This is a genomic window from Pseudomonas sp. GCEP-101, assembly GCF_025133575.1.
GTDB lineage: Bacteria > Pseudomonadota > Gammaproteobacteria > Pseudomonadales > Pseudomonadaceae > Pseudomonas > Pseudomonas nitroreducens_B.
On sequence record NZ_CP104011.1, the window covers coordinates 3,339,269 to 3,362,171 of the forward strand.

General features: G+C 65.9%; 19 protein-coding genes. 13 read left to right on the top strand and 6 right to left on the bottom strand.

Translation table 11 applies throughout. From position 1 onward, the window contains the following. The first annotated feature begins 30 nt into the window (after positions 1-30). A complete protein-coding gene (locus tag N0B71_RS15285; protein ID WP_259753403.1) occupies positions 31-1,689 on the top strand; it encodes a phosphoethanolamine transferase in 1,659 nt (552 codons plus the stop codon). Positions 1,690-1,757: 68 nt separating this feature from the next. Here N0B71_RS15285 and N0B71_RS15290 read toward each other — a convergent pair whose 3' ends face one another. Both N0B71_RS15290 and rapA read right to left on the bottom strand, forming a co-directional pair. Beyond that, a complete protein-coding gene (locus tag N0B71_RS15290) occupies positions 1,758-2,210 on the bottom strand; it encodes a universal stress protein (RefSeq protein ID WP_259753404.1) in 453 nt (150 codons plus the stop codon). A 287-nt stretch (positions 2,211-2,497) separates the two neighbouring features. Further along, the gene (rapA, locus tag N0B71_RS15295; protein WP_259753405.1) at positions 2,498-5,350 is read right to left on the bottom strand and encodes an RNA polymerase-associated protein RapA; all 2,853 of its coding nucleotides are present in this window, start codon (positions 5,348-5,350) and stop codon (positions 2,498-2,500) included. 225 nt (positions 5,351-5,575) lie between these two features. On the opposite strand from rapA, the gene N0B71_RS15300 reads away from it, so the two are divergent. The 7 genes from N0B71_RS15300 to N0B71_RS15325 all read left to right on the top strand — a co-directional run bounded on the left by N0B71_RS15300 (position 5,576) and on the right by N0B71_RS15325 (position 10,235). After that, positions 5,576-5,881 (top strand): aspartate-semialdehyde dehydrogenase, encoded by a 306-nt coding sequence (locus tag N0B71_RS15300; RefSeq protein WP_259753406.1) that lies wholly within the window; start codon positions 5,576-5,578, stop codon positions 5,879-5,881. A gap of 48 nt (positions 5,882-5,929) precedes the next feature. After that, positions 5,930-6,529 (top strand): alpha-ketoglutarate-dependent dioxygenase AlkB family protein, encoded by a 600-nt coding sequence (locus tag N0B71_RS15305; protein WP_259753407.1) that lies wholly within the window; start codon positions 5,930-5,932, stop codon positions 6,527-6,529. After that, entirely contained in the window at positions 6,526-6,687 is a 162-nt protein-coding gene (locus N0B71_RS15310; RefSeq protein WP_088419735.1) for a hypothetical protein, read from the top strand. Before N0B71_RS15305 ends, N0B71_RS15310 begins: the two co-directional genes overlap by 4 nt. Before the next feature lie 203 nt (positions 6,688-6,890). Next, positions 6,891-7,001: a cytochrome c oxidase subunit CcoM gene (ccoM, locus tag N0B71_RS28170; protein ID WP_017522205.1), complete on the top strand. Its 111-nt coding sequence runs from the start codon at positions 6,891-6,893 to the stop codon at positions 6,999-7,001. A 181-nt stretch (positions 7,002-7,182) separates the two neighbouring features. Next, complete coding sequence (locus tag N0B71_RS15315; protein ID WP_259753408.1) at positions 7,183-9,171, top strand: FUSC family protein; 1,989 nt, start codon at positions 7,183-7,185, stop codon at positions 9,169-9,171. Next, positions 9,158-9,367, top strand: coding sequence for a DUF1656 domain-containing protein (locus tag N0B71_RS15320; RefSeq protein ID WP_037010214.1), 210 nt, complete (start codon positions 9,158-9,160; stop codon positions 9,365-9,367). The genes N0B71_RS15315 and N0B71_RS15320 overlap by 14 nt, the downstream gene beginning before the upstream one ends. A 13-nt stretch (positions 9,368-9,380) precedes the next feature. Then, positions 9,381-10,235 (top strand): efflux RND transporter periplasmic adaptor subunit, encoded by an 855-nt coding sequence (locus N0B71_RS15325; protein WP_259753409.1) that lies wholly within the window; start codon positions 9,381-9,383, stop codon positions 10,233-10,235. Here N0B71_RS15325 and N0B71_RS15330 read toward each other — a convergent pair. From N0B71_RS15330 to N0B71_RS15340, 3 genes are all read right to left on the bottom strand, one after another. Then, positions 10,225-11,394 carry an MFS transporter gene (locus N0B71_RS15330; protein ID WP_259753410.1) on the bottom strand — a complete coding sequence of 390 codons (1,170 nt, stop codon included), beginning with the start codon at positions 11,392-11,394 and terminating at the stop codon, positions 10,225-10,227. The genes N0B71_RS15325 and N0B71_RS15330 overlap by 11 nt on opposite strands. Before the next feature lie 141 nt (positions 11,395-11,535). Continuing rightward, entirely contained in the window at positions 11,536-12,006 is a 471-nt protein-coding gene (locus N0B71_RS15335) for a MaoC family dehydratase (protein WP_259753411.1), read from the bottom strand. Next, complete coding sequence (locus tag N0B71_RS15340) at positions 12,003-12,956, bottom strand: alpha/beta hydrolase (RefSeq protein ID WP_259753412.1); 954 nt, start codon at positions 12,954-12,956, stop codon at positions 12,003-12,005. The genes N0B71_RS15335 and N0B71_RS15340 overlap by 4 nt, the downstream gene beginning before the upstream one ends. A 306-nt stretch (positions 12,957-13,262) precedes the next feature. On the opposite strand from N0B71_RS15340, the gene fadD2 reads away from it, so the two are divergent. Continuing rightward, complete coding sequence (fadD2, locus tag N0B71_RS15345; protein ID WP_259753413.1) at positions 13,263-14,951, top strand: long-chain-fatty-acid--CoA ligase FadD2; 1,689 nt, start codon at positions 13,263-13,265, stop codon at positions 14,949-14,951. 185 nt (positions 14,952-15,136) lie between these two features. On the opposite strand, the gene N0B71_RS15350 is transcribed toward fadD2, so the two are convergent. Next, a complete protein-coding gene (locus N0B71_RS15350) occupies positions 15,137-15,385 on the bottom strand; it encodes a YdcH family protein (protein ID WP_259753414.1) in 249 nt (82 codons plus the stop codon). A 494-nt stretch (positions 15,386-15,879) separates the two neighbouring features. Here N0B71_RS15350 and fadD1 point away from each other — a divergent pair, with 494 nt between their 5' ends. From fadD1 to hrpA, 4 genes are all read left to right on the top strand, one after another. After that, positions 15,880-17,565, top strand: coding sequence for a long-chain-fatty-acid--CoA ligase FadD1 (fadD1, locus tag N0B71_RS15355; protein WP_259753415.1), 1,686 nt, complete (start codon positions 15,880-15,882; stop codon positions 17,563-17,565). Positions 17,566-17,785: 220 nt separating this feature from the next. Then, positions 17,786-18,037, top strand: coding sequence for a GlsB/YeaQ/YmgE family stress response membrane protein (locus tag N0B71_RS15360; protein WP_259753416.1), 252 nt, complete (start codon positions 17,786-17,788; stop codon positions 18,035-18,037). 10 nt (positions 18,038-18,047) lie between these two features. After that, the gene (locus tag N0B71_RS15365; RefSeq protein WP_259753417.1) at positions 18,048-18,533 is read left to right on the top strand and encodes a hypothetical protein; all 486 of its coding nucleotides are present in this window, start codon (positions 18,048-18,050) and stop codon (positions 18,531-18,533) included. A 217-nt stretch (positions 18,534-18,750) separates the two neighbouring features. Next, positions 18,751-22,836, top strand: coding sequence for an ATP-dependent RNA helicase HrpA (hrpA, locus tag N0B71_RS15370; protein WP_259753418.1), 4,086 nt, complete (start codon positions 18,751-18,753; stop codon positions 22,834-22,836). Positions 22,837-22,903 lie beyond the last annotated feature (67 nt).

Genomic DNA, 22,903 nt, shown 5'->3' on the forward strand with positions numbered 1-22,903 from the left:
CTACCCGACTCGATGAAAGGAGTGCGCTCGATGTTCGAGGGCAAGCGCCGCCTCTTCCCCCAGGTCAGCTCCGCGCGGCTGGTCCTGCTGTTCTCGCTGGCATTGGTGCTGTTCTACAACTTCGCCACCTGGCGCGCGCTCAATAGCCTGGTGCCCATGGAAGGCCTGTGGGGCGTGGCGTTCTTCGCCTCGTTCGGCCTGTTCCTCTGGGCGGCCTTCACCCTGCTGCTGACCCTGGTGTCGTTCCGCCCGCTGCTCAAGCCGGCACTGACCCTGGTGGCCCTGGTGTCCGCGGCGGCGGCGTACTTCATGAACACCTACGGCGTCGTGATCGATACCGTGATGGTGCAGAACGTCATCGAGACCAATCCGGGTGAAGCCGCCGCGCTGTTCAGCCTGCGCATGGTCGTCTACCTGCTGCTGCTCGGTGTGCTGCCGGCGGCGATCATCTGGCTGACGCCGGTGCGCTACAGCCCGTTCTTCCGTGGCCTGCTGAACAAGGTGCTGGTGATCTTCGGCTGCCTGGTGGTGGTGGCCGTCTGCGTGGGCGCCTTCTACTCCACCTACGCCCCGGTGTTCCGCCAGGAAGAGAAGCTGACCCACTTCATCAACCCGACCAATTACATCTACGCGGTGAGCAAGTTCACCAAGCAGCGCCTGGGCATCAAGGAAAACCTGGTGGTGCAGCCCATCGGCGAGGACGCGGTGATGCCGCGCAAGGTCAGCGCCGATGGCAAGAAGTCGCTGATGATCTTCGTGGTCGGCGAAACCGCCCGGGCCGATCACTTCTCCCTCAACGGCTACGCCCGCGAGACCAACCCGGAACTGAAGAAGCTGGATATCCTCAACTTCACCAACGTCAGTTCCTGCGGCACCTCCACGGCGGTGTCGGTGCCCTGCATGTTCTCCAAGTTCCCCCGCGAGGACTACAGCGACAAGAAGGGCAAGACCAATCAGGGCCTGCTGGACATCCTCCAGCGCGTCGGCGTGTCGGTGCTCTGGCTGGACAACAACAGCGACTGCAAGGGCACCTGCCTGCGCGTGCCCAACCGCGACATTCCCAAGGACCAGCCCGGTCCCTTCTGCGATGGCAAGAACTGCCTGGACGAAGCCCTGCTGCAGAACCTGCAGGCCTACATCGATGGCCTGAAGGACAACGCCATCATCGTCCTGCACGCCGACGGCAGCCACGGCCCGGAATACTACGACCGCTATCCCAAGTCGCTGGAGCGCTTCACCCCGGTGTGCCGCACCAACCAGCTGGGCAGTTGCAGCAGCGAAGAGCTGATCAACGTCTACGACAACACCATCCTCTACACCGACTTCTTCCTGTCCAAGGTGGTGGAGCTGCTCAAGCAGAACCAGGAGCGCTTCGACGCCTCGATGATCTACGTCTCCGACCATGGCGAATCGCTGGGCGAGAACGGCGTCTACCTGCATGCCGCGCCTTATGCCATCGCACCGAAGGCGCAGACCCACGTGCCCATGGTGATGTGGTTCGGCAACGGTGCACTGGGTGGCATGGGCGTGGACCGCGGCTGCCTGGAGAGGAAGGCCGATGGCGCCGAGCTGAGCCATGACAACCTGTTCCACTCGGTGCTGGGCCTCTACGGCGTGCACACCAGCCTGTATCAGCCGGACCTGGATATCTTCCACTCCTGCAAACGCGACATGACCGCCGCGCAGTAACCCGAGCGGCGGCCATGAAAAAGGCCCTGCGGCTTGCACCGCAGGGCCTTTTGTCTTTCCGGGAGCTGTTACTTGTCGCGTACCAGCAGCACCGGGCGATTGCTGACGCGCAGCAGCCCTTCGGCCACGCTGCCCAGCATCAGCCGGCGCACGCCACGGCGGCCGTGGGTGCCCATGACGATGATGTCGGCCTTGGAAGCCTCGGCCTCGACCTCGATGCGCTCGGCGATCTCTTCGCTGGCGCGTTCCTGGCAGACCCGCTCGAAGCTGGTTTTCACCGCGAACTCGGCGACCTTGTCCTTGGCCTTGGCCAGGATATCGTCGGCGGCCTTCAGCGCGGCTTCGCGCAGCGGCTCCGGGTTGTAGTACACGGCGTAGTCAGGCAGATGGCGCAGCGGGCTGTCGACAATGGTGATGACACGCAGCTCGCCGCCGCTCAGTTTGGCCAGCTTGGCCGCTTCGACCAGGGCTCGGTCGGATACCGGGCTGCCGTCCACCGCTACCAGAATGCGCTCGTACATGATGTGTTCCCTCAATGAGTGGCTTGGTAGGAAAACTCTATCCCTCCAGGGCGGAGATTCCCTTGCGCAGCGTCAATGGTAGTCGGTATGGCCCGATGTGCCGGGAACAGAGCGGCTCAGACATGGATGGACCGTGCCAGGGCGGGATCGCGAGCAAGCTCGCTCCTACGAAAAGCCGGCAAGCCCGCAACCTGTAGGAGCGAGCTTGCTCGCGAACAACGGCGCCCATGAAAAAAAGCCGCCACCGGTTGCCCGGTGGCGGCTTCTTCACGACGCGATGTCGGCGATCAGCCAGCGACCAGCACGCGGATCGCTTCCAGGCGCAGGGAGGCCTTGTCCAGCATCGCCAGGCTGTCGTCACGCTGCTTGCGCAGGGCGTCCAGCTCGCTGTCGCGCACGCTCGGGTTGACGGCTTTCAGGGCGGTCAGGCGCGCCAGCTCTTCGTCCAGGGTCGCGATCAGTTGCTGGCGGGCAGCTTCCACGCGCTCGGCATGGCGCGGGGTGATCTTCGTCTCGGCCTGGGCGAACTGCTTGGCCAGCACGTCGCGCTGGGCCTGCACGAACTTGTTGGCGCTGGCGCGCGGCACGCTTTCCAGCTGGTCGTTCAGGGTCTCGAAGGACACGCGCGAGGACAGGTCGTTGCCGTTGGCATCCATCAGGCAGCGCAGCGCCACCGGCGGCAGGAAGCGGCCCAGCTGCAGTTTGCGCGGCGCCACGGCTTCGCTGACGAACAACAGTTCCAGCAGCACGGTGCCCGGCTTGAGCGCCTTGTTCTTGATCAGCGCCACCGAGGTGTTGCCCAGCGAGCCGGACAGCACCAGGTCCATGCCGCCCTGCACCATGGGGTGTTCCCAGGTGAGGAACTGCATGTCCTCGCGGGCCAGGGCCTGGGCGCGGTCGTAGGTCACGGTCACGCCTTCGTCGTCGCCCAGCGGGAAGCTGGCGTCGAGCATCTTCTCGCTCGGGCGCAGGATCAGCGCGTTCTCGGAGTGGTCCTCGCTGTCGATGCCGTAGGTGTCGAACAGGCGCTCCATGTAGATCGGCAGGGCGAACTGGTCGTCCTGCTCCTCGATCTCGGCGACTAGCGCCTCACCTTCGCCGGCGCCGCCGGAGTTCAGCTCCAGCAGGCGGTCGCGGCCGTTGTGCATCTCGGCTTCCAGCGCCTCGCGGGCGGCCTTGCCTTCGGCCAGCAGGGCATCGAAGGCATCCTCGTCGCCGCCGTCGAGCAGTTCCACCAGGCGCGGGCCGAAGCGGTGCTGCAGGGCGTTGCCGGTGGGGCAGGTGTTGAGGAAGGCGTTCAGCGCCTGGTGGTACCACTGGAACAGGCGTTCCTGCGGGCTGTTTTCCAGGTGCGGCACGTGGATCTGGATGGTGTGCTTCTGACCGATCCGGTCCAGGCGGCCGATGCGCTGTTCCAGCTGGTCCGGGTGTGCCGGCAGGTCGAACAGTACCAGGTGGTGGGCGAACTGGAAGTTGCGGCCTTCGCTGCCGATTTCCGAGCAGATCAGCACCTGGGCGCCGAATTCCTCATCGGCGAAATAGGCGGCGGCGCGGTCGCGCTCGAGGATGCTCATGCCCTCGTGGAACACGGTGGCGGGGATGCCGGACTTCAGGCGCAGGGCATCGCCCAGGTCCATCGCGGTTTCGGCGTGGGCGCAGATCACCAGCACCTTGTACTGCTTGAGCATCTTCAGGGTGTCGATCAGCCACTCGACGCGCGGGTCGAAGCGCCACCAGCGATTGTTCTCGTCGCCGTCATCGGCCTGGGCCTGGAAGCTGACCTCCGGATACAGGTCCGGGTGTTCGCCCAGCGGCAGCTCCAGGTACTCGATGGGATTGGGCAGTACGTACGGATGCAGCTGGCGCTCCGGGAAGCCCTGCACGGCGGCGCGGGTGTTGCGGAACAGCACGCGGCCGGTGCCGTGGCGGTCGAGCAGTTCGCGCACCAGGCGCGAGCGGGCTTCTTCATTGCCGGCCTCGACGCTGGCCAGCAACTCGTCGCCGGCGTTGCCGAGGAAGCCGTGAATGGCGGTGCGTGCAGCGGGGGACAGGCTGCCCTGGTCGATCAGCTCCTGCACGGCCTCGGCGACCGGGCGGTACTGGCTGCTTTCGGTGCGGAAGGCTTCCAGGTCGTGGAAGCGGTCCGGGTCGAGCAGGCGCAGACGGGCGAAGTGGCTGTCCAGGCCGAGCTGTTCCGGGGTCGCGGTGAGCAGCAGCACGCCCGGGATGACCTGGGACAGCTGCTCGACCAGTTGGTATTCCGCGCTGGCCTGTTCCGGGTGCCAGACCAGGTGGTGGGCCTCGTCGACCACCAGCAGGTCCCACTCGGCGGCGAACAGGGCGTCCTGGGCTTTCTCGTCCTCGCGCAGCCATTCCAGCGCCACCAGGGCCAGCTGCGTGTCTTCGAAGGGGTTGCTCGCATCGCTCTCGACGAAGCGCTCGCGGTCGAACAGCGCCACTTCCAGGTTGAAGCGCCGGCGCATTTCCACCAGCCACTGGTGCTGGAGGTTTTCCGGCACCAGGATCAGCACGCGGCTGGCGCGGCCGGAGAGCAGCTGGCGATGGATCACCAGGCCCGCCTCGATGGTCTTGCCCAGGCCCACTTCGTCGGCCAGCAGAACGCGCGGCGCCATGCGGTCGGCGACTTCGCGGGCGATGTGCAACTGGTGGGCGATGGGTTGCGCGCGGGCGCCGCCCAGGCCCCACAGCGAGGACTGCAGCAGGCGGGTGCGGTGTTCCAGGGTGTGGTAGCGCAGGCCGAACCAGGACATCGGGTCGATCTGCCCGGCGAACAGGCGGTCGCTGGCCAGGCGGAACTGGATGAAATTCGACAGCTGGGTTTCCGGCACGGTGCGCTGGTCGTTCTGCGCGGTGATGCCGTGGTAGATCAGCAGGCCGTCGATCTCGTCCACTTCGCGGACGGTCATCTTCCAGCCTTCGAAATGGGTGATCTCGTCGCCGGGGGCGAAGCGCACGCGGGTCAGCGGCGCATTGCGCTCGGCGTACTGGCGGGTATCCCCGGTGGCCGGATAGAGCACCGTGAGCATGCGGCCATCCAGCGCCAGGATGGTCCCCAGCCCGAGTTCCGCTTCACTGTCGCTGATCCAGCGTTGACCGGGTTGATACTGCGCCATGGACACCTCCCAAAAAAAGCCGGCTATGGTACCGGAACGCGCAGCGTTCAGCGATGGCCGTCGGCGCCTCCGGTCGTCCGAATCCTCGGTTGAACCGGTAACGGGGCGCGCATTCATCGCGAATCGTGGAAAGTGTAGCGAGGCGGCCTCAAGTCTGTAGCCGCCGCGCCGATAGCCTGACCAGAGGACTTGTCAGCGCCATTCCCACAGGGCTTGCCCCAGGACCCGCCGATGCTGCCGCCGATTCCCCATAGTCTGGCACCCGTCACTGCCCAGCAGGACGTGCCCAAGCCGCGACCGGATGTCGCCCCGGTGACGCCGCCCGCGCCCAGTGCCGGCAATGCCGGCGTCGCACTGGAACGCCGCCCGGATGAACAGGCGCTGCGCGAGGAATACCAGCGCCGGCGCAAGCGTCGCCAGCTCGCCGACGGCACGCCCGAGGGTGAGGCGCTGGAGGAACTGGAGGAGGTGGAGGAGTTGGGTGACGAGGTGCAGGCTGCGCCGCGCAAAGGGTTGTGGATCGATGTCGAGGTCTGACCGCGCGGCGGAGTAGACTGGCCACAACGCCGTTTCCCCGAGTCCTCCATGCTGTTCGACGACGCCCCGATCCTGCTGCCCGATGCCGAGCTGCGCCTGTTCCCCGACTGGTGCCCGCCAGAGCGCGCTGAACGCTGGCTGGAGCAACTGCTCGCGCAGACGCCCTGGGAGCAGCCGCAGGTGCACCTGCATGGCCGCGACTACCCGGTGCCGCGCCTGGTGAACTGGTATGGCGATCCCGAGGCTTTCTATACCTATTCCGGCCTGACCCACGCGCCGCTCCCGTGGACGCCGCTGCTGGCCGAGATTCGCGCGGCCGTCGAAGAGGCGGCAGGCCAGCGTTTCAATGGCGTGCTGCTCAATTACTACCGCGACGGCCAGGACTCCATGGGCTGGCACAGCGACGACGAGCCGGAACTGGGCCGCAACCCGGTGGTGGCCTCGTTGAACCTGGGCGGCACGCGGCGCTTCGATCTGCGGCGCAAGGGCCGAAACACAATCGAACATTCCATCGAGCTGCCCGGCGGTTTGCTACTGGTCATGTCCGGCGCGACGCAGCATTATTGGCAGCATCAGGTCGCCAAGACGCGCCGTCCGGTCGCGCCGCGCCTGAATCTGACTTTCCGCCTGGTGCATGCCCTGCCATGAGCAACGACGACAAACTGATCGACTTCACCGCCGAACGCGACAAGCGCATCCACGATGTGCACGAAAAGCGCCTGCAGGACGTGCGCAAGGCCTTCGAGCAGGCGCTGCCGCTGGGTAAGCCGCGCAAGAAGGGCAAGAGCAAGCCCAAGAAACGCTGATCTCTGCCTGACAATCCCGCAAAACCCCCGCTCTGCGCGGCTTCCCGCCGCACCCGATCCCTTTCGAAACTTGACCTGCGTCAGTGCTCCGGCCCTCCACGGATAGCGCCTTGTCGAGCATTGATCCAGGTCAACTTGCCGCCCCAGCCCACCGGTAATCTGCACCCATCCCCAGACGATGTAGCCGATAGGAGGCCAGCATCATGTTCATCGACGAAGTGGTACTCGCAGGCGTCCTTACCGTTGGCCTCATGGTTCTGTTCTTCGGCGGGGTCGGAATTTTCATCTGGAAGGACAGCCACAAGAAGAGCTGATCCTTACAGAGTCACAGAGCACGCAAGGCACTTCGGGCGACTTAGGTCGCCCGTTTTTTTTGCCTCGACGAAAGTGGGGATGACATATCGTTAGGCTGCTAATAATATTATCAGCAACGATTCTGTCATTCCGGTTGCCGACTATCGTTAAGCGATAGACCCGGACCTTTCGAGATACCGCGTGCGACCTACGCTTCAGGCATTCCTCGCGCCGGATACGCTGGCGCTGAAATTCGCGATCAAGACGCTCCTGGCGGGCGGCCTGGCGCTGTGGTGCGCCTTCCGTTTCGACCTGGAGCAGCCGCAGTGGGCGCTGATGACGGTGTTCATCGTCTCCCAGCCGCTGTCGGGCATGGTGGTGGCCAAGGGCATCTTCCGGCTGATCGGCACGGTGGTCGGCACCATCATGTCGGTGGTGATGATCGCGCTGTTTGCCCAGACGCCCTGGCTGTTCCTGCTGGCCATCTCGCTCTGGCTCGGCCTCTGTACAGCCGCCTCGACGACCTTGCGCAACCATGTTTCCTACGCCTTCGTGCTGTCCGGCTATACCGTGGCGATCATCGGCCTGCCGGCGATCAGCCATCCGCTGGGCATCTTCGACCAGGCCGTGGCGCGCAGCACGGAGATCTGCCTGGGCATTCTCTGCGCCTCCGCGGTCAGCGCCATCCTCTGGCCGCGCCGGGTCGAGGCCAATCTGGACAAGCAGGCCCACGCCACCTGGCTCACTGGCATGCAGGCCGCGCGCAGCGAGATCGATGCCGATTCCCGGCAGATCAAGGGTCTGCTGCAGGCGCTGGGCAAGATCGTCGAAGTCGACGTGCAACGCGACCACGCCTGGTTCGAGGGCTATCGCGGACGCATGCGCTCGCGAGCCCTGCGGATTCTCTCCCGCGATCTGCTCAGCCTGTTGCGTACCGCACGCGGCGTGGCCCGGCAGCGAAGTGTGCTGGACGCCGAGGACCATGCGCGCCTGCAGCCCTGGTTCGAGGAGTTGCGCGCCGTCCTGGACGATCCGCAGGTCGACGCCATGCGCTCGTTGCAGGAACGCCTGCAACAGGCCGGGACTGACGAGCGCTATTCCAACGACCTGCGCTACTGCCTGACCCGCTGCGCCTTGCTGCTGCTCAAGGCGCTGAATTCGGAAAAGGCCATGCGCGCGGTGGCGGATGGGCGGGTGGATGACGTCGCCACCGGCACCTTGTCCTGGCATCGAGATTGGCTGATGGCGCTGTTCTACGGCCTGCGCAGTGCCCTGGCGCTGCTGGGCATGTCGGCCTTCTGGATGGCGACCGCCTGGCCGGCCGCCACCGGCGGCATGCTGCTGGCGGCGGTGATCTGCAGCCTGTTCGCCAACCGCGACAACGCGGTCGCCATCGGCCTGGGCTTTCTGCGTGGCATTCTGCTGGCGATTCCGGCGGCCGCCGTGGTCACCCAGTGGCTGCTGCCGCAGTGGAACGGCTTTCCGCTGCTCTGCCTGGCGCTGGGCGTGCCGCTGTTCTTCGCCCTGCTGGGCATGGCCACGCCAGCCTTGGCGGGCACGGCAACGTCGTTTTCGATCCACTTCATCACCCTGGTGGCGCCGAGCAACGTGATGAAGTACGACCTGGCCACCCTGCTCAATTCCGCCCAGGGCATCGTCATCGGCGTGGGGTTCGCGGTGGTGGTCTTCCGCCTGCTCACCCTGCCGGCCAACTGGCTCAACCGCCGGCTGATCCAGGCCACTTGCGAGGACCTGGGGCGCCTTACGCGGCGGCCGCTGGCCGAGGCGGAAAGCTGGTTCGGCGGACGCATGGCCGACCGGCTGATCCGCCTGGCGCGGCACTACACGCTATTGCCCAAGGACGAGCAGCGGCGTTGGCAGGAGGGGCTGTTCGCCCTCGACCTGGGCAACGAGTTGATCCACCTGCGCGCCTGTCTCAATGGTGCCCAGGGGCAATTGCGCAAGCGCCGGGACCAGTTCCTCGGCGCCCTGGGCAGCGTGCTGGAGAAAGGCCCCGGAGCGGGGCGCGAGCAGCGCCTGGAAAGCCTCTGCCCTTCGCTGGAAGAGGCCCTCGCCCATGATCTGCAGGGCGACAACGAACCCAACCGGCTGGCCCGCGCCGCGCTGGCGCAATTGCGTCACACCTGGCGCCAGTGGTGCCGTCTGGAGGACGCCAATGGGACTGCATGAGTTCGGCTGGGGCGGCGTGTTCCTCAGCCCGCTGTTTATCTACGCCGTGCTGGCCCTGGGCCTGACGGTCGTCCTGCGCCTGCTGCTGCAGGCCACCCCCTTCGGGCGCTGGATCTGGCACGAGGCGCTGTTCGACTGTGCGCTGTTCGTGCTGATTCTCTGTGCCATTACCTGGGCGCTCAGCGCAGCGCCTTGAGAGGAGAAACCCTATGCGCGGAACCTTTCGCGTAGTCGTCACCCTCATCCTGGTCATCGCCGCCGTCCTGGCCGGCACCTGGCTGTGGCGCTATTACATGTTGTCGCCCTGGACCCGCGACGCGCGGGTGCGCGCCGACGTGGTGGTGATCGCCCCGGACGTTTCCGGCTGGGTCACCGACCTTGCCGTGCAGGACAACCAGCAGGTCAAGGCCGGCGACCTGATCATGCGCATCGACCACGAGCGCTACGCGGCGAACCTGGAGCAGGCCAAGGCCCTGGCCGAGACCCGGCACCAGCAATACCTGCTGCGCGTGAGCGAGGCGTCGCGGCGCAGCAAGCTGGGCATCGCCGCGATCAGCGCCGAGGACAAGGAGACGGCGCAGATCAACGCCGCCATTGCCAAGAGCGAATACGACGAGGCGCAGGCCCAGGTGCGCCTGGCGCAGCTCAACCTGACCCGCAGCGAGATGCGGGCCCCGCGTGACGGGCAGATCACCAACCTGCGCCTGGCCCAGGGCAACTACGTGCAGGCCGGCCAGGCGATGATGGCGCTGGTGGACCAGAAGTCCTTCTACGTCACCGCCTACTTCGAGGAAACCAAGTTGCCCGGCATCCGCGTCGGCCAGCCGGCGCAGGTGGTGCTGATGAGCGGCGACGTCGCCATCGACGGCACCGTGGAGAGCATCAGCAGCGGTATCACCGACCGCAACGCCATCCCCGACAGCCAGTTGCTGGCCAATGTCGAGCCGACCTTCAACTGGGTGCGCCTGGCCCAGCGCATCCCGGTACGCATCCATCTCGACAAGGTGCCCGAGGGCGTGCACCTGAGCGCCGGGATGACCGCCAGCGTGACCGTCAAGCCGTGACCGGCGCGCCGCGCCGTTCGCGCTGAAGCCAGCAGGACAACGCCGCACAGACGATGGAGGCGGCCACCAGCGAGACGCCCACCCAGGGCGTCCAGGCGATGCCGGCCAGGCTGATCACCACGCCGCCCAGCGCCGCACCGAGGGCCACGCCCAAGTGCATCGCCGAGGTGTTCAGCGCCACCCCGGCGCTGCCGCTGGCCGGGTCGCTGGCCAGCAGGTAGCTCTGCACCGCTGGCGAGATCATCCAGCTGATGGTGCTCCATACCATCAGCACGCCGAGCAGCAGCCCCGGATGGCCGAGGCTCAGCGGAATCGCCAGCATCGCCACGCCGAACAGCAACGGAACCGCCACCAGTGCACGGCGAGGGCCGAGGCGGTCGCTCAGCCAGCCGCCCAGGTATCCGCCGCCGATGGCTGCCAGGCCGATCAGCAGCAGGGTCACAGCGATGCCCTGGCTATCGGTAATCCCGGCGACCTGCTGGAACCACGGGGTGATATAGGCGAACAGGGTGAAATGCCCGCCCAGCAGCAGGATCGACACCCAATGCGCCAGGTTCAGCGCCGGGTTGCGCAGTTGGCGTGCGTAGGCCGCTCCATTGGCCGGGCTGCCCAGTACGCGGCGGGGCAGGGCGATCCACAGTGCGGTGGTCAGCGGCAGCGAGTAGAGGGCGATGGCGGCGAAGATCCAGCGCCAACCGACCCAGTCGTTGACCAGCACACCAGCCGGCACGCCGAACACCAGCGAACCGCTGATGCCCATGAAGATCAGGCCGATGGCTCGCCCGCGCTGCGCCGGGGGCGCCAGTTCCACCGCCAGCAGGCTGGCCTGCAGGATCAGCAGCCCGCAGCAGGCTGCCATGCCGATGCGCATCAGCAGCAGCGACCCATAGCCGGGACTCAGCGCGGCGCCTGCGTTGAAGGCGGCGAACACCAGCAGGGTGATGACCAGCAGCCGGCGACAGTCGGCGCCGCGGGTGAGCCAGCCGAGCAGCGGGGCGGCGAGGGCGAAACTCAGGGAGAACAGGCTGGTGAGCTGCCCGGCGAGGCTGAGGGAAACCTGGAGGTCGGCGGCGAGCGAGGGCAGGATGCCGGTGAGGATGGCCTCGGCGAGGCCCGCGGCGAAGGTGCAAAGGGACAGCAACAGCAGTCGAAGGTCCATGGCGGCTCCGATTCCCGGTGAGGGGTTTCGGGCACGACGCCTTCGGTTATCCCAGATGAATGTGCGGTGACGAGGGCAGGGTAGTCGAGCGGAAAACTGTATACAAGTTTCCGGGGCCGGTGGCCGGCCCCGGAGCGACCATCAGCCGATGGTGATCGGCGGCAGCGCGGGCAGTTCTATGTTGAGCTTCTCGGTCGGCGCCATGACTTCGGCCTCGCCCTTGACCACGGCCTTGCCGTCCTGGTTGAGCACCACGGTGCCGATGCGCACGCGGTTCTTCGGCAGCTTTTCCAGTACTTCCAGTTCCACCGTCAACTGGTCGCCCAGCTTCACCGGGCGGGTGAAGGCCAGGTTCTGGCCGAGGTAGATGGTGCCCGGGCCGGGCAGGGTGGTGGCGATCGCCGCGCTGATCAGCGCGCCAGTGAGCATGCCGTGGGCGATGCGCTCCTTGAACTGGGTGGTGGCGGCGTAGTCGGCGTCCAGGTGCACCGGGTTGCGGTCGCCGGAGACTTCGGCGAACAGCTGGATGTCGCGCTCGCCGACGCTGCGCTGGAAGCTGGCCTTCTGGCCGACTTCGAGTTCGTCGTAGGGAACGTTTTGCACGGTTGTCATAGGGGCTCCTCGGATTTCTCGACCTGTGGGAGGGGGCAGTGCGCGCCCAGCCAGTCGATCAGGTTGCGGGTGACCTCGTCGCGGTTGCTCTCGTTGAACAACTCGTGGCGAGCGTCGGGATAAATCGTCAGTTGGACGTCGCGAACCCCCGCCCGGGTCATCGCCTGGGCGAGATCGCGCAGGCGGCTGCCCTGGCTGACCGGGTCGCGCTCGCCGCCGATCACCATCAGCGGCAGGTCGCTGCGGATGCGCGACAGCTGTGCCACCGGGGTGATATCAGCCAGGCCGCCGAGCAGGTCGACCCACAGCTGGTTGCTGCAACGGAAGCCGCAGAGCGGGTCGGCGACATATTTGTCGACCTCGGCGGGGTCGCGGCTCAGCCAGTCGAAGGCGGTGCGGTTGGGTTTGAACGCCTTGTTGAACGAGCCGAACGACAGGAAGTCGATCAGCGCGCTGCGCCCCAGCGGGCCCTGGCGCCAGCGCTCGAAGCGGGCGATGACGCGGGCGCTCTTGTACAGCGCCACCGGCTGGTAGTTGGAGCCGGACAGCACCGCCGCCTGTACGCTGGCGCTGTGCTGCAGCAGGTAGGCGCTGCCGATGTAGCTGCCCATGCTGTGGCCGAGCAGGATGATCGGCAGGTCCGGATGCTCCTCGCGCACGTGCTGGTTGAGCGTGTGCAGGTCGCCGATCACCTTGCCCCAGCCGCCGTGGTCGGCGTAGTGGCCCAGTTCGCCGTTCTCGGCGGTGCGGCCGTGGCCGCGCTGGTCGATGGCGTAGAGGTGATAGCCGGCGGCGTTCAGCGCCAGGCCCAGGCGCTCGTAGCGGCCGCTGTGCTCGGCCATGCCGTGGGACAGCATCAGGGCCCCGCGCGACGGGCCTTCCGGTGCCCAGTGGCGGGTGTAGAGCGGTGTCTCGTCGCTGGCGGCGAGCCAGTAGGCGGCGTAGGGCATGGGGTCCATCCTGCTTGTTGTTCGTCGATTCTTGTTGGAATGGGGCCATGGAATGGGCCGGACGGGGCGATTCTGCCACGCCGGGACATTTCCTGTATGGATTGCCGATGATGCCCGGCCATCGTCGTGCAAGTCCCGTCCCAGGCGGCCATCGGCTCTATCCCGCGCCATGCCGGGGTGGTGGCGCAAGATTCACGCAGTCTATGACGCCGCCTGGAGTCTTTGCGATGACCAAAGGAACTGCTAGCTTCCGTCGAATGACCGCAATGACGGTTCGGTTTCGCTCAGGTACGAGGACAAGAATAAATGCAACCTGAATTCTGGAACGACAAACGCCCGGCCGGCGTGCCCAGCGACATAGACCTGACCGCCTACAAGTCGGTGGTGGAAGTCTTCGAGCGCTCCTGCAAGAAATTCGCCGACCGCCCGGCCTTCAGCAACATGGGCGTGACCCTGACCTATGCCGAGCTGGATCGCCTGTCCGCCGCCTTCGGCGCCTACCTGCAGAAGCACACCGACTTGAAGCCCGGCGACCGCATCGCCGTGCAGATGCCGAACATCCTGCAATACCCCATCGCCGTGTTCGGCGCCCTGCGCGCCGGGCTCATCGTGGTCAACACCAATCCGCTCTACACCGCCCGCGAAATGCGCCACCAGTTCAAGGATTCCGGCGCCCGCGCGCTGGTCTACGTGAACCTGTTCGGCAAGCTGGTGCAGGAAGTGCTCCCCGATACCGGCATCGAGTACCTGATCGAAGCGCAGATGGGCGACCTGCAGCCCGCGCTCAAGGGCCTGCTGGTCAATACCGTGGTCAAGCACGTGAAGAAGATGGTGCCGGCGTACAACCTGCCGCAGGCCGTCGCCTTCAAGTCCGCTCTGCGCCAGGGCCGCGGCCATGGCCTGCAGCCGGTCAAGGTCGGCCTGGACGACATCGCGGTGCTGCAGTACACCGGCGGCACCACCGGCGTGGCCAAGGGCGCCATGCTCACCCACGGTAACCTGGTGGCGAACATGCAGCAGGTGCACGCCTGCCTGCAGCAGCACGGGCCGGACGGCAAGCCGCTGATGCAGGTCGGCAACGAGGTGATGATTGCGCCGCTGCCGCTGTACCACATCTATGCCTTTACCGCGAACTGCATGTGCATGATGGTCAACGGCAACCACAACGTGCTCATCACCAATCCGCGCGACATTCCCGGCTTCATCAAGGAGCTGAAGAAGTGGCGCTTCTCCGCGCTGCTGGGCCTGAACACCCTGTTCGTCGCCCTGATGGACCGCCCGGAATTCAAGGAGCTGGACTTCTCCAACCTCAAGGTCACCAACTCCGGTGGCACCGCACTGGTCACCGCCACCGCCGAGCGCTGGAAATCCCTGACCGGCTGCACCGTGGTGGAAGGCTACGGCCTCACCGAAACCTCCCCGGTGGTCAGCACCAACCCCTATGGCGAGCAGGCGCGCCTGGGTACGGTCGGCATCCCGGTGCCCGGCACCGCGCTGAAGGTGATCGACGACGACGGCAATGACCTCGGTCTGGGGGAGCGCGGCGAGCTGTGCGTGAAGGGCCCGCAGGTCATGAAAGGCTACTGGCAGCGCCCGGACGCCACCGCCGAGGTGCTGGACGCCGACGGTTGGCTGCGCACCGGGGATATCGCGGTGATCGACCCGGATGGCTTCACCCGCATCGTCGACCGCAAGAAGGACCTGATCATCGTCTCCGGCTTCAACGTCTATCCCAACGAGATCGAAGACGTGGTCATGGCGCACCCGAAGGTCGCCAACTGCGCGGCGGTCGGCGTGCCGGACGAAAAATCCGGCGAGGCGGTGAAGCTGTTCGTGGTGGCCCGCGAGGGCGGCGTCACCGTCGAGGAGCTCAAGGCCTACTGCAAGGAAAACTTCACCGGCTACAAGGTACCCAAGCACATCGTGCTCAAGGATGCCCTGCCGATGACGCCGGTGGGCAAGATCCTGCGCCGGGAGCTGCGCGAGACGGCGTAAGCCTGGCGAGTGGCAAAAAAGGGGGCTGATCCGGGATCAGCCCCCTTTTTGTTTGGGCGGGGCCTGGAGCGCAGAGGCCTGGGCGATGCCGTCACCGCCGAGAACGACTTCGGCCGCCGTGAACGAACAAACCCCAGCCTCGGCTGGGGTTCCTGGCGGTCAACGCGGGCGCTGGCAGGGGCGGGTCAGCCGCCGCAGCCGCCACTGCCGCAGTTGCAGCAGCCGTCCTTCTTGCGCAGGATTTCGTAGAGATCGTCCTTGAGCTGGAGCTTCTGCTTCTTCAGCACCTCGATGGCGTCGTGGGTGGCGGGGATGATGCCGGCTTCCATGTTCTTGATCTCCTGGTCGAGATCGTTGTGGCTGTGGAAGAGCTTGGCAAAATGCGGGTCTTCGGATTTCAGGCGGGAAATTTTTTCGCGGAATTCGGGAAACATGAGGGTTCTCCAGGAGAGTGCAAAAGCACTTTGCTGGATCCGGGCCCGGCCAGTGTTGAGGTAGATCACTGAAGCGCAGCGCATTGCGCATGGGGAAGTGCCAGCGCTGCGGGCGGAAACCATTGCGCCTCGGATGGCATGCGAAATCGCCTGATTCGAACTCCGACGATTTACCCTGCGACACGGTTTGGTCCGACCTCCAGTCCCGGACTTTTTTACGGTTTCATTTCCCTGAAACCCACTTTGTCAGACAATCCAACAAGGCTGCGAGCCTTCTGGGACGGGCTTTTCCGACGAGCGGAATGAAAATGACCAGGTCCACTGTTTTCGGTCATTTTTCTTACTGGCGAGGCTGTGTTTGGTGCTGGTCGCGTTTTCCCAAAGCTGATAATCTCGGCCCGCTTTTCGCTCCCCGAGCCAGGGGAAAGCGACACAAACACAACAAAGAACCGCGAACGCGGTAAAGATGAGCTGTTGCTTAGGAGTGGGCTTCCATGACCGACAATTTCTGGAAGGACAAATACCCAGTGGGGATCGCTGCCGAGATCAACGCTGACCAGTACCCGAACATCCTCGCGGTACTCAAAGAGTCCTGCCAACGCTTTGCAGACAAGCCTGCCTTCAGCAACCTGGGCAAGACCCTGACCTACGGCGAGATGTACAAGCTCTCCGGGGACTTCGCCGCTTACCTGCAACAGAACACCGATCTCCAGCCCGGCGATCGCATCGCCGTGCAACTGCCCAACCTGCTGCAATACCCGGTCGTGGTGTTCGGCGCCATGCGCGCCGGCCTGATCGTGGTCAACACCAACCCGCTGTACACCGCGCGGGAAATGGAGCACCAGTTCAACGATTCCGGCGCCAAGGCGCTGGTGTGCCTGGCGAACATGGCGCACCTGGCCGAGGAAGTGCTGCCCAAGACCGGCATCCGCAACGTCATCGTCACCGAAGTGGGTGACATGCTGCCGCCGCTCAAGCGCTTCATCGTCAATTTCGTGGTCAAGAACATCAAGAAGATGGTTCCGGCCTACCACATCCCCAACGCGCAGAAGCTCACCGACGTGCTGGCCAAGGGCCGTGGCAAGGCGGTGAAGGAAGTCTCGCCGCACAACGACGACGTCGCCGTGCTGCAGTACACCGGCGGCACCACTGGCGTGGCCAAGGGCGCGATGCTCACCCACCGCAACCTGGTCGCCAACATGCTGCAGTGCAAGGCGCTGATGGGCGCCAACCTCAATGAAGGTTGCGAGATCCTCATCACCCCGTTGCCGCTGTACCACATCTACGCCTTCACCTTCCATTGCATGGCGATGATGCTCACCGGCAACCACAACATCCTGGTGACCAACCCGCGCGACCTGGCCAGCATGGTCAAGGAACTGTCGCAGTGGAAGTTCACCGGCTTCGTCGGCCTGAACACCCTGTTCGTCGGCCTGTGCAACAACGAAGGCTTCCGCAAGCTGGACTTCTCCGCGCTGAAGCTGACCCTCTCCGGCGGCATGGCCCTGCAACAGGCCAGCGCCGAGCGCTGGAAGGACGTCACCGGCTGCGCCATCTGCGAAGGCTACGGCATGACCGAGACCAGCCCGGTGGTGTCGGTGAACCCGTTCCAGAACATCCAGATCGGCACCATCGGCATCCCGGTTCCGTCGACCCTGTGCAAGGTCATCAGCGACGACGGCCAGGACCTGCCGCTGGGCGAGCGGGGCGAGCTGTGTGTCAAGGGCCCGCAGGTGATGAAGGGTTACTGGCAGCGCCAGGAAGCCACCGACGAGATCCTCGACAAGGACGGCTGGCTGCGCACCGGCGACATCGCGATCATCCAGGACGACGGCTACATGCGGATCGTCGACCGCAAGAAGGACATGATCCTGGTCTCGGGCTTCAACGTGTATCCCAACGAGCTCGAAGACGTGCTCGCGACCCTGCCGGGCGTGCTGCAATGCGCCGCCATCGGCATCCCGGACGAGAAGTCCGGCGAGGCGATCAAGGTCTTCGTGGTATCCAAGCCGGGCGTCACCCTGACCAAGGAGCAGGTCATGCAGCACATGCACGACAACCTCACCGGCTACAAGCGGCCCAAGTCCGTCGAGTTCCGCGACAGCCTGCCGACCACCAACGTCGGCAAGATCCTGCGTCGCGAGCTGCGCGACGAAGAGCTGAAGAAGATCAGGGCCTAAGCCCGACGAACAAGGAACCCGCCGCACGGCGGGTTTTTTGTGCCCGCCCTCATCGTCCTCCGGCCCGGGTTGCCCTGCGAAAGACGCAGGAGCCGTCGCCGGGGGGCAGCAACAGTGTCCATAACCCGCCGCGTTTTCGGAAATCACCGATATCTCCGCCGCAGCGCCGCTCGTAGTCTCGTGCGCGCTGTTCTCCCCTGTCTCGGAGTTAAAAAACGCCATGCACCTTATCTGGACGATCTGTATCGGCTTCGTCGCGGGGCTCATTGCCCGGTGGATCACGCCGGGAAGCAACCCCGTGGGGTTCTTCATCACCGCGGCCCTGGGGATTGCCGGCGCACTGCTGGCGACCTTCGCCGGCCAGGCCTTGCACTTCTACCAGCCGGGCGAGTCCACGGGCTTCATCGGCGCCGTGATCGGCGCCGTGGTCCTGCTCGCCCTCTACCACCTGTTGTTCGCCAAGAAGAGCTGAGGTAATCACCATGAGTTTGATGGATTCGTTGTTGCAGCAAGTGGTCGGTGCCGTGGGTGGCAACCTGGAAGAGCACCTGGCAAACGCGCCGGCCGGCGCGCTGGGGCAAAGCCTCACCGCCATGTTCAATTCCGATCAGACGCCGCCCTTTGCCAATACCGTCAGCCAGTTGTTCGGTCAGTCCAACGACACGCAGCGCGCGGGCATGCTGAACCAGTTGCTGGCCGCTGCCGGCCCGGCCCTGGTCGGGCAGATGATGAGCGGCGGGCTGGGCAAGGTGCTGCAACCCGGCGCCACGCAAGTGACGCCGGAGCAGGCCAGCCAACTGAGCCCCGACGATGTGCAGGCCATGGCCGCCCAGGCCGAGCAAGCCAACCCGGGCGTGGTCGAGAGCATCGGCAACTTCTACGCCCAGCACCCGACCCTGATCAAGACGCTGGGCGGCGCCGCGTTGGCGATCGCCCTGGCCAAGCTGCGCGAACACCAAGAGGCCTGAGTCTAAGTCCTCGAGGGGCTGGCGAGCGCCTGCTCGACCGGTTCCTCCGCTGACCTGGCGGGGCGCAACGCCCCGCCTAACCGGGCCACCCTGCGATCAGCATGGCGGCCCGTGCCGGTCTTTTGCGACAATTCACCCCATTGTCGCCATGACAGCCCATTCCAGGGACCGGCTTTGCACCTGCTCGCGCCGCTCCCGCCTGATGCCCGCGAAGCCGATGACCACAGACAGTACGCCGACTCCCGAACAGCTCCTGCAGCGCATGGATCACGCGATGATCCGCGACCGCCATCGCTTGCGCCGGCAGCTTCATGAACTGCGCAAGCACCCCGACGACGCCAGGTTGGCCCAGTGGGCGGAGCGCTTCCAGGCCTCCTGCGCCAAGGTCGAGGCGCGCCGCGCGAGCATCCCGCGGATTTGCTACGACGACAGCCTGCCGATCGCCGCCAAGCGCGATGAAATCAAGGCTGCGCTGGAAAAGAGCCAGGTGGTGGTGATCGCCGGCGAGACCGGTTCGGGCAAGACCACCCAGTTGCCGAAGATCTGCCTGGAGCTGGGCCGGGGTACCCATGGCCTGATCGGCCACACCCAGCCGCGCCGGCTGGCCGCGCGTAGCGTGGCGACCCGCGTTGCCGAGGAAATCGGCACGCCGCTGGGGGCATTGGTGGGTTATCAGGTGCGCTTCGAGGACCAGAGCGACGACAGCACGCTGATCAAGCTGATGACCGATGGCATCCTGCTGGCCGAGACCCAGCATGACCGCTACCTGGAACGCTACGACACGATCATCGTCGACGAAGCCCACGAACGCAGCCTGAACATCGACTTCCTGCTCGGCTTCCTCAAGACGCTGCTGCCACGCCGGCCCGACCTCAAGCTGATCATCACCTCGGCGACCATCGACCTGGAGCGCTTCTCCAGGCATTTCGGCGATGCGCCCATCGTCGAGGTGTCGGGCCGCACCTATCCGGTGGAAACCTGGTATCGCCCGCTGGCGGCGGAAGTGGACGAGGACGGCGAAGCGCTGTTCGACGACCTCTCCGTGGACCAGGGCATCCTCCGCGCGCTGGACGAGATCGCCGCCCATGAGCGCGACGTGGGCAAGCGCCCCGGCGACGTGCTGGTGTTCCTGCCTGGCGAGCGCGAAATCCGCGACGCCGCCGACATGCTGCGCAAGGCCAACCTGCGCCACACCGAGGTGCTGCCGCTCTACGCGCGCCTGACGCCGGCCGAGCAGCAGAAGATCTTCGCGCCCATGCCGGGGCGCAAGATCGTGCTCGCCACCAACGTCGCGGAAACCTCGCTGACCGTGCCCGGCATCCGCTACGTGATCGACAGCGGCACCGCGCGCATCAGCCGCTACAGCTACCGCGCCAAGGTGCAGCGCCTGCCCATCGAGGCCATTTCCCAGGCCAGCGCCAACCAGCGCAAGGGCCGTTGCGGCCGGGTCGAGCCGGGCATCTGCGTGCGCCTGTACAGCGAGGAAGACTTCAACGGCCGCCCGGCCTTCACCGATCCGGAAATCCTGCGCACCAACCTCGCGGCGGTGATCCTGCAGATGCTCCACCTGCGCCTGGGCGACATCGAGGCCTTCCCCTTCATCGAGCCGCCGGACGGCAAGGCGATCAACGACGGCTTCACCCTGCTGCAGGAGCTCTCCGCGGTGAACCGCGAAGGCCAGCTGACGCCGCTGGGCCGACAGCTGGCGCGACTGCCCATCGACCCGCGCCTGGGGCGCATGCTGCTGGAAGCGGCGCAACTGGGCAGCCTGCCGGAAGTGCTCACCGTGGCCAGCGCGCTGTCCGTGCAGGACCCGCGCGAGCGGCCGATGGACCGCCAGCAGGCCGCCGACCAGGCGCATGCGCAGTGGAAGGACCCGGACTCGGACTTCGCCGCGTTGATCAATCTCTGGCGCGGTTTCGAGGAGCAGCGCCAGGCGCTGGGCTCCAACCCGCTGCGCACCTGGTGCCGGAAGAACTTCCTGAACTACCTGCGCCTGCGTGAGTGGCGCGATGCGCACCGTCAGCTGACGCTGATCTGCCGCGAGCTGCAGCTGCCCTTCAGCAAGCCGGATGCTTCTCGTAGGAGCGAGGGGGGCGCCTCCGCTATTGCTCGCGAACAGCCCAACACCGCGAAACCCCAGGACAACAAAGGCCGTCAGCCAGCCGTCGACAAAGAAGCGAAGCAGGTTCGCGAGCAAGCTCGCTCCCACAAGGGCGGTGAGCCGGACGCGAAGCCGCGCGACATCGACTACGCCGCCGTGCACAAGGCGATCCTCTCCGGCCTGCTCAGCCAGATCGGCCAGAAGGCGGAAGAGGGTGACTACCTCGGTGCGCGCCAGCGACGCTTCTGGATTCATCCCTCCAGCGTGATCGGCCGCAAGAAGCCGCAGTGGATCATGGCCGCCGAACTGGTGGAAACCACCAAGCTGTTCGCTCGCATGGTCGCGAAGATCGAGCCGGACTGGCTGGAACCGCTGGCCGGGCACCTGGTGAAGAAGAACTACCTGGAGCCGCACTGGGAGAAACGCCGTGGCCAGGTGGTGGCCTACGAGCAGGTCACCCTGTACGGCCTGATCATCATCGGCCGCCGTGCCGTGCACTATGGCCCGATCGATCCGCCGGTCGCGCGCGAGATGTTCATCCGCGAGGCGCTGGTGCGCGGCGAGATCAACAGCCGCGCCAGATGCCTGTCGGCCAACCGCCAGTTGCTGGAGAAGCTCGACGAGCTGGAGGCCAAGGCGCGCCGGCGCGACATCCTCGCCGACGAAGAAACCCTGTTCGCCTACTACGACGAGCGCCTGCCGGCGGACATCTACCAGTCCGCCAGCTTCGAGAAATGGTACGAGCGCGAGCACCGGCAGCACCCCGACCTGCTGATCATGCGCGAGGACGATGTCCTCGCCCGTGATGCCAGCGAAGTCACCGCCGGGCTCTACCCGGACCGCCTGCGCCTGGGCGAGCTGCAACTGCCGCTCAGCTACCACTTCGAGCCCGGCCACGTGCGTGACGGCGTGACGGTGCGTGTGCCGGCGCCGCTGCTGCCGCAGCTGCCCGCCGAGCGCCTGGAATGGCTCGTGCCGGGGCTGCTGGAGGCCAAGTGCATCGAGCTGGTGCGCAGCCTGCCCAAGGCCATCCGCAAGAATTTCGTGCCGGTGCCGGACTTCGTCCGCGCCGCGTTGGGCAAGATGGTCTTTGCCGAGGGCGCGCTGTCCGAAGCGCTCGGTCGCGAGTTGCAGCGCATGACCGGCAGCCGCGTGCCGGAAGAGGCCTGGGCGGAGGCCGAGACCCAGGTGGAAAGCCACCTGCGGATGAACATCGAAGTCGTCGACGCGCGGGGCAAGTTTCTCGGCGAAGGCCGTGACCTGGCGGAGCTGACTGCGCGCTTCGCCGAGGCCAGCCAGGCAGCGCTGGCCATCCCGCAGGCGGACAAGCCGCAGAAGCCGGTGGAAGCCAAGGGCTTTGGCGAGGTGGCGGAAAGGGTCCAGCAGAAGGTCGCGGGGCTGTCGATGACGGTCTACCCGGCGCTGGTGGAAGAGGCCGGCGTGGTCAAGGAAAACCGCTTCCCGACCCAGGCCGAGGCCGACTACCAGCACCGCCGCGCCTTGCAGCGCCTGCTTCTGCAGCAGTTGGCCGAGCCGGCCAAGTTCCTGCGCAGCAAGCTGCCGGGGCAGACCGACATGGGCCTGCTCTACCGCGAGCTGGGGCGCGTCGAATCGCTGGTGGAAGACATCCTGCTGGCCAGCCTGGACAGCGCCATTCTCGACGGCGAACGCAGCCTGCCGCGCGACGGCGCCGGGCTTGCGTCCCTCGCCGAGAAGAAGCGCGGCGCCTGGACCGAGCATGCCGAGCGCATCGCCCGTCTGACCCTGGAAATCCTCAAGCTCTGGCACGGCCTGCAGAAGCGCTTCAAGGGCAAGGTCGACCTGGCCATGACGGTGCCGCTCAACGATGTGAAGGGGCAGTTGGCCCAACTGGTCTACCCCGGCTTCGTGCGCGACACGCCGCTGGAATGGCTGAAGGAATACCCGCGCTACCTGAAGGCAGTGGAACAACGCCTGGACAAGGTCGCCGGCCAGGTCCAGCGCGACCGCGTGTGGAGCGGCGAGATGGCCGGCTACTGGGAGCAGTACACGGCGCGCCTGGCCAAGCATGCCCAGGAGGGCAAGCGCGACCCGGAGCTGGTGCTGTATCGCTGGATGCTGGAGGAATACCGCGTCTCGCTGTTCGCCCAGCAGTTGGGGACGAAACTGCCGGTGTCGGACAAGCGCCTGTCCAAGCAATGGAGCCAGGTCGAGGCCTGATTCTGTGGGAGCGAGCTTGCTCGCGACCGGCTTGCCGATGACTTGGGTAGTCGGCTGGAGTCCCTTC